Origin of the sequence: Flavobacterium sp. (assembly GCF_044371705.1) — a bacterium.
Lineage (GTDB): Bacteria > Bacteroidota > Bacteroidia > Flavobacteriales > Flavobacteriaceae > Flavobacterium.
In genome coordinates this window covers 1-5630 of the sequence record NZ_JBILTE010000164.1, presented here as the reverse complement: position 1 = coordinate 5630, position 5630 = coordinate 1, and the positions used below count along the sequence as shown (strand labels likewise).

At 35.4% G+C, this 5630-nt stretch carries 6 protein-coding genes; 5 read left to right on the top strand and 1 reads right to left on the bottom strand.

From position 1 onward, the window contains the following. Nucleotides 1-230 precede the first annotated feature (230 nt). The 5 genes from ACIQ2S_RS10580 to ACIQ2S_RS10560 all read left to right on the top strand — a co-directional run bounded on the left by ACIQ2S_RS10580 (nucleotide 231) and on the right by ACIQ2S_RS10560 (nucleotide 4738). Nucleotides 231-770, top strand: a complete 540-nt coding sequence (locus tag ACIQ2S_RS10580; RefSeq protein ID WP_396175759.1) for an AAA family ATPase — start codon at nucleotides 231-233, stop codon at nucleotides 768-770. 4 nt (nucleotides 771-774) lie between these two features. After that, complete coding sequence (locus ACIQ2S_RS10575; protein WP_396175757.1) at nucleotides 775-2667, top strand: ATP-dependent DNA helicase RecQ; 1893 nt, start codon at nucleotides 775-777, stop codon at nucleotides 2665-2667. Continuing rightward, a complete protein-coding gene (gene fmt / locus ACIQ2S_RS10570) occupies nucleotides 2668-3615 on the top strand; it encodes a methionyl-tRNA formyltransferase (RefSeq protein WP_396175755.1) in 948 nt (315 codons plus the stop codon). It begins immediately after the preceding gene. A 179-nt stretch (nucleotides 3616-3794) separates the two neighbouring features. Next, a complete protein-coding gene (locus ACIQ2S_RS10565; protein WP_396175753.1) occupies nucleotides 3795-4067 on the top strand; it encodes an HU family DNA-binding protein in 273 nt (90 codons plus the stop codon). A gap of 110 nt (nucleotides 4068-4177) precedes the next feature. Then, nucleotides 4178-4738 carry a YqgE/AlgH family protein gene (locus ACIQ2S_RS10560; protein ID WP_396175751.1) on the top strand — a complete coding sequence of 187 codons (561 nt, stop codon included), beginning with the start codon at nucleotides 4178-4180 and terminating at the stop codon, nucleotides 4736-4738. Here ACIQ2S_RS10560 and ACIQ2S_RS10555 read toward each other — a convergent pair. Then, nucleotides 4735-5571: an aminotransferase class IV gene (locus tag ACIQ2S_RS10555; RefSeq protein WP_396175749.1), complete on the bottom strand. Its 837-nt coding sequence runs from the start codon at nucleotides 5569-5571 to the stop codon at nucleotides 4735-4737. The two genes, ACIQ2S_RS10560 and ACIQ2S_RS10555, sit on opposite strands and share 4 nt — an antisense overlap. Between the last annotated feature and the right edge of the window lie 59 nt (nucleotides 5572-5630).

Genomic DNA, 5630 nt, shown 5'->3' with positions numbered 1-5630 from the left:
TACGGAGGTAACTACTGCATGAATCTATCGCAATTTGAAGCAAATATACATTTTTGATTTCAAAATTCTCTTTTGAGTAAAAGAATTCTGTTTTTGACTATTTGTATAAAAACTGACAACAAAAATACACTTTTTTAATCATACAACTATGCCAATAAAATGTCAAAACAGTATCAATAGTTGGATTGAATAGTATGTTTAGCTACTTTTATTGCCTTATTTATAAAAACGTGAGTAAACATTTGATCGTTATTACCGGAGGTCCGGGGACCGGAAAAACCACATTAATCAACGCTTTACTTGACAAAGGGTTTAATTGCTTTCCTGAAATTTCAAGAGAAATTACTCAAAAAGCCAAAGAACAAGGCATTAGCCAACTTTTTTTGAAAAATCCGGTGCTTTTTAGTCAGCTGATTTTGGAAGGACGAAAAAAACAATATGAAGAAGCTCTACACGCAACAAACGAAATTGTTTTTTTAGACCGAGGAATTCCGGATGTTTTGGCATACATGAATTATATTGGCGACTCCTATCCTACTGTTTTTGACAAAGCTTGTAAGGAACATCGGTACGAATCTGTATTCATATTGCCTCCTTGGGAAGCTATCTATAGTTCTGACGACCATCGGTATGAAAATTTTGAACAAGCTAAATTAATTTATAACCACCTCAACGAAACGTATCAAGATTTTGGTTACCAACCTATTGAAGTCCCTCAAGACACTGTTGCTAATCGAATTCTTTATATCTTAGATAAAATTTCAATATAAGTTTATGTCAAAAGCTCATGAGCTATTAAAAAAATATTGGGGCTACGATTCCTTTCGATATCCGCAAGAAGAAATTATTGCATCGGTTTTGGATGGAAAAGACACCTTAGCTTTGCTACCCACAGGTGGCGGAAAATCGTTGTGTTTTCAAATTCCGGCTTTGGTCAATGAGGGGATTTGCCTAGTTATCTCTCCTTTAGTAGCGTTGATGAAAGACCAAGTGGACAATTTAATGAAACGCGACATCAAAGCAATTGCGTTAACAGGAGGTATTCACGCTGATGAGGTCATTACATTATTAGACAATTGCGTGTATGGGAATTATAAATTTTTATATGTTTCGCCTGAACGTTTACAGCAAGATTGGGTTTTAGAAAAAATCAAAAATCTTCCATTAAATTTAATTGCTATCGATGAAGCACATTGTATTTCGCAGTGGGGACATGATTTTAGGCCTTCCTATACCAAAATCAATTTGCTAAAACCTTTGTTTCCAAATGTGCCTATGATTGCCTTGACCGCATCGGCCACTTTGGACGTGAAAAAAGACATCATCAAACAGCTGGAAATGCAGCAACCCAAGTTGTTTCAAATTTCGTTTGCACGTGAAAATATTGGCTATTTTGTTTACGAAACCGAAGACAAAGGGTATAAAATAGAGCAGATTTTAAAAAAGAATCCGGAACCTTCTATTATATATGTCCGAAATCGGAAAATGTGTCACGATCTTTCCTTTCAACTCTCGCAATTAGGATTTCAAACCACTTTTTATCACGGTGGATTGCCCAAGCGTGAAAAAGAAAAAAATATGCACCTTTGGATGTCTGAAAAGGCACAAGTGATTGTTGCTACTAACGCTTTTGGTATGGGTATTGACAAACCAAATGTTCGAACAGTTATTCATGTACAATTACCGGAGAATCTGGAAAATTATTACCAAGAATCAGGACGAGCAGGAAGAAATGGCGAAAAATCGTTTGCTGTTTTATTGCATCATCCTTCGGATACGGTTTCGGCACAATCACAATTTATCCATAGTTTACCTGATAAAGAGTTTTTAAAAACGGTTTATAACAAATTGTGCAATTACTTTCAAATTGCTTACGGAGAAGGAATTGATGAACAATTTTCTTTCAATTTAAATCATTTCTGCAGTCAGTATCAATTTCCGGTGATCAAAACTTATAACAGTTTAACATTTTTAGACCGGCAAGGCATTATTACTTTTTCACAGGAATATTCAGAAAAGATTGTCTTGCAATTTCTGTTGGAAAGCAAAGAAGTCATTCGATACATCAGCTTGAACCCGCAAGATGAGGAAGTTATCTTGGCAGTATTGCGTAACTATTCCGGCATTTATGACATGCCAACAGCTATTAATTTATCTTTAATTTCAAGAAAATCAAATCAACCAGAAGCTGTCATTGAAGCAACTTTACTTCGACTCAAAGAAAAAGGAATTATTGAATATACTGCTAAAAATAATGACTCCTCTATCACCTTTAATGAGGTTCGCGAAGATGAACGCACCATCAATCGAGTAAGTAAATATTTGGAGGCTCAAAACGAGCTGAAACAGAATAAATTACAAGCAGTGCTTGACTATGTTACTGACAAAGCACATTGTAAAAACAGTTTAATTTTAAATTATTTTGGCGAGCGTGGCACCGCTGATTGTGGTAATTGTTCGTATTGTATCAGTAAAAAAGTAACCAAAAGCAATTCCGAAAAGGATTCAAACGTTCTTTTAAAACTCATCAAAGAGAAACCTTTGTCATCTAGAGAATTGCAGCAAATAACCAAGATTAGCGAAGAGCAACTTATCTTTGCACTTCAGGAATTATTAGACAATGACTTTATCAAAGTTTTGCCCAATAATAAATACACAATCAATTAAATGGAAAAATTACGCATCGTTTTTATGGGTACTCCCGAATTTGCAGTAGGCATTTTGGATGCTATTTTAAAAAATAATTATGAAGTTGTCGGAGTTATTACTGCTGCTGATAAGCCTGCGGGAAGAGGGCAAAAAATCAATTGTTCAGCGGTGAAAGAATATGCTTTGGCTCACGAATTAAAAATTCTGCAACCTACTAATTTAAAAGACGAGACTTTTTTGGAAGAGCTAAGAAGTCTAAATGCCAATTGTCAAGTAGTGGTTGCCTTTCGCATGCTCCCTGAAGTAGTTTGGAAAATGCCGAAATTTGGCACCTTTAATTTACATGCTTCTTTGCTGCCAAATTACCGTGGTGCCGCACCAATCAATTGGGCAATTATTAATGGCGAAGAAAAAACAGGTGTCACTACTTTTTTTATTGATGATAAAATTGATACGGGTGCCATGATTTTAAGTGCCGAAACCGCGATTGCTCCAACTGAAAATGCCGGAGAACTACATGACCGCTTAATGGAGTTGGGATGTAAAACTGTAGTAGATACATTAGCTGCAATAGAAAGTAAAGGCGTGCAATCTACTTTACAAACTGAAACTTCGGGAATAAAAGACGCCCCAAAATTAAACAAAGACAATTGTAAAATTGATTGGACGCAACCTATACAAAAAGTGTATAATCAAATCAGAGGATTAAGCCCCTACCCCACTGCTTGGACGTCAATTTGGGACAACAACCAAGAATGGATGATAAAAATTTATGAAGCCCAACTAATTAATGAAGCTCATACAATGGTTCCGGGAAGTATTCATACCACTAAAAAAGAAATGACCGTCGCCGGTATAGATGGTTCATTAAAAATAACACAACTTCAGTTTCCGGGGAAGAAAAAAATGGCGACTGCTGAATTGCTAAACGGAATGCAATTTTCACCGAATGCAAAAGTGGTGTAAAGCATTGTAAACATTGAAAGAATGCGAAAAAACTCGCCGAACGGCATTCCTTTATCAACAAAAAACCTAAGTTATTAACAATAGTTACGAAAACTTGCGAAAACACTTGCCCAGTAAGGAAATCCTTTTAAATTTGTTATTATTAACGTAATGTTTAACCAAAATTAATAACTATTATTATGAACAAATCAGAATTAATCGATGCAATTGCTGCTGACGCAGGCATCACAAAAGCAGCAGCTAAATTAGCTTTAGAATCATTTTTAGGTAACGTAGGTGGCACTTTGAAAAAAGGCGGAAGAGTATCTTTAGTAGGTTTTGGTTCTTGGTCAGTTTCTAAAAGAGCTGCAAGAGACGGAAGAAATCCTCAAACTGGAAAAACTATTAAAATTGCAGCTAAAAATGTTGTGAAATTTAAAGCTGGTGCTGAATTAGAAGGTTCTGTGAACTAATATTTTAGTCTATATTATATAAGAGCCTCGCAATTGTGAGGCTTTTTTTTTGTGATTAATTTGGTTAGTAATAAATATATTTGTTAAATTTAGTTCAAAATTGTGACGGAATGATAACAGAAAAACTTAAAAAAGGGCATTTGCTCATTGCAGAACCTTCTATTATTGGAGATCTTTCATTCAATCGTTCGGTTATTTTATTGGCAGATCATAACAAGGAAGGTTCCGTTGGATTCATCATGAACAAACCCCTAGAGTATACCATTAATGATTTAGTGCCGGATATTGAGGCATCGTTTAGCATTTACAACGGTGGTCCGGTGGAACAAGACAATTTGTATTTCATTCATTGTATTCCAAATCTAATCCCTAACAGCATCAAAATTTCCAACGGAATTTATTGGGGCGGCGATTTTGAACAAACCCGCGATTTAATCAATAATGGGACAATTCACAAAGACTCCATCCGTTTTTTTCTGGGATACACCGGTTGGGATGCCAATCAATTGGAAGATGAAATGAATTCCAATTCATGGATCGCCATTGAAAACATCTACAAAAGTTCTATTTTCAAAAAACCTACGTTTGATTTTTGGAAAGAACAACTCATCGAATTAGGCGGCGAATACCTTTTATGGTCAAATGCTCCCGAAAATCCAATGCTCAATTAAGCAATTCCTGCAAATTCATTCAATTGTTGCACCAAACTCTGTGAAAAAGTAGTAATATATTCCTTTTTACGGTACTTTGTAATGGGTTGAATTCCTCGAACCACATTGGTGCAAAACAGTTCATCTGCTTTTTGTAAATCAAATGGAGAAATAGGTTCTTCCACCACTTCAATTCCTTCCATTTTTCGGGCAATAGTTAAAATTTGCTTACGCATGATTCCATTCAAACAGCCTTCAGTCAGAGGTGGTGTTTGCAACTTATTCCCCATCAGCATAAATAATGAACCATTTAAAGCTTCCGTGACATTTTTTGATTCGTTCAGAAGCAAACAATTGTCATACCCGTTTTCATCGGCAAAAATACTTCCCAAGGTTGAAATCATTTTTTGAGTAGTCTTCAAAGTGGCAAGCAATTGACTACTCACATAAAAATCTTTATACAATTCCACTTCATAGGAACCAGAAAAATACTGATAATTTATAAAAGCTATTTCCTGGCTGCTGATTAAATAGGAAACTCCCCGATCTTTAGGTAAATAATAGCCTCCATCATTTCTGTAAACCGTAATGCGAACTCGGGCAGAATGTGAATAACCATTTGTTTCGGCTACTTTTAAAAGCTCTTGTTCCAAAAACTCTAATGTAAACTCCATCGGTATATTCATTCGAAGAATACGCATCGACGCCATTAACCGAAAATAATGATCTTCAAAAAATAAGATTTTGGCGTTGACAATTTTAACCGTTTCAAAAACTGCATCGCCATATAAAAATGCTCTGTTTTGCGTTAAAATTAAATCAGAAGAAACGAAAGTACCGTTGTGATTAACCATAAAAAAAGCCCTGAAATTTCAGGGCAAATATAAGGTATAATTCGTTTTTTTAGACGGAA

Bases quoted from the DNA above. Each gene is read 5' to 3' on its own strand.
- ACIQ2S_RS10565 (WP_396175753.1), top strand. From the start codon at position 3,795: ATGAACAAATCAGAATTAATCGATGCAATTGCTGCTGACGCAGGCATC.
- ACIQ2S_RS10555 (WP_396175749.1), bottom strand. From the start codon at position 5,571: ATGGTTAATCACAACGGTACTTTCGTTTCTTCTGATTTAATTTTAACG.
- ACIQ2S_RS10560 (WP_396175751.1), top strand. From the start codon at position 4,178: ATGATAACAGAAAAACTTAAAAAAGGGCATTTGCTCATTGCAGAACCT.
- fmt (WP_396175755.1), top strand. From the start codon at position 2,668: ATGGAAAAATTACGCATCGTTTTTATGGGTACTCCCGAATTTGCAGTA.
- ACIQ2S_RS10575 (WP_396175757.1), top strand. From the start codon at position 775: ATGTCAAAAGCTCATGAGCTATTAAAAAAATATTGGGGCTACGATTCC.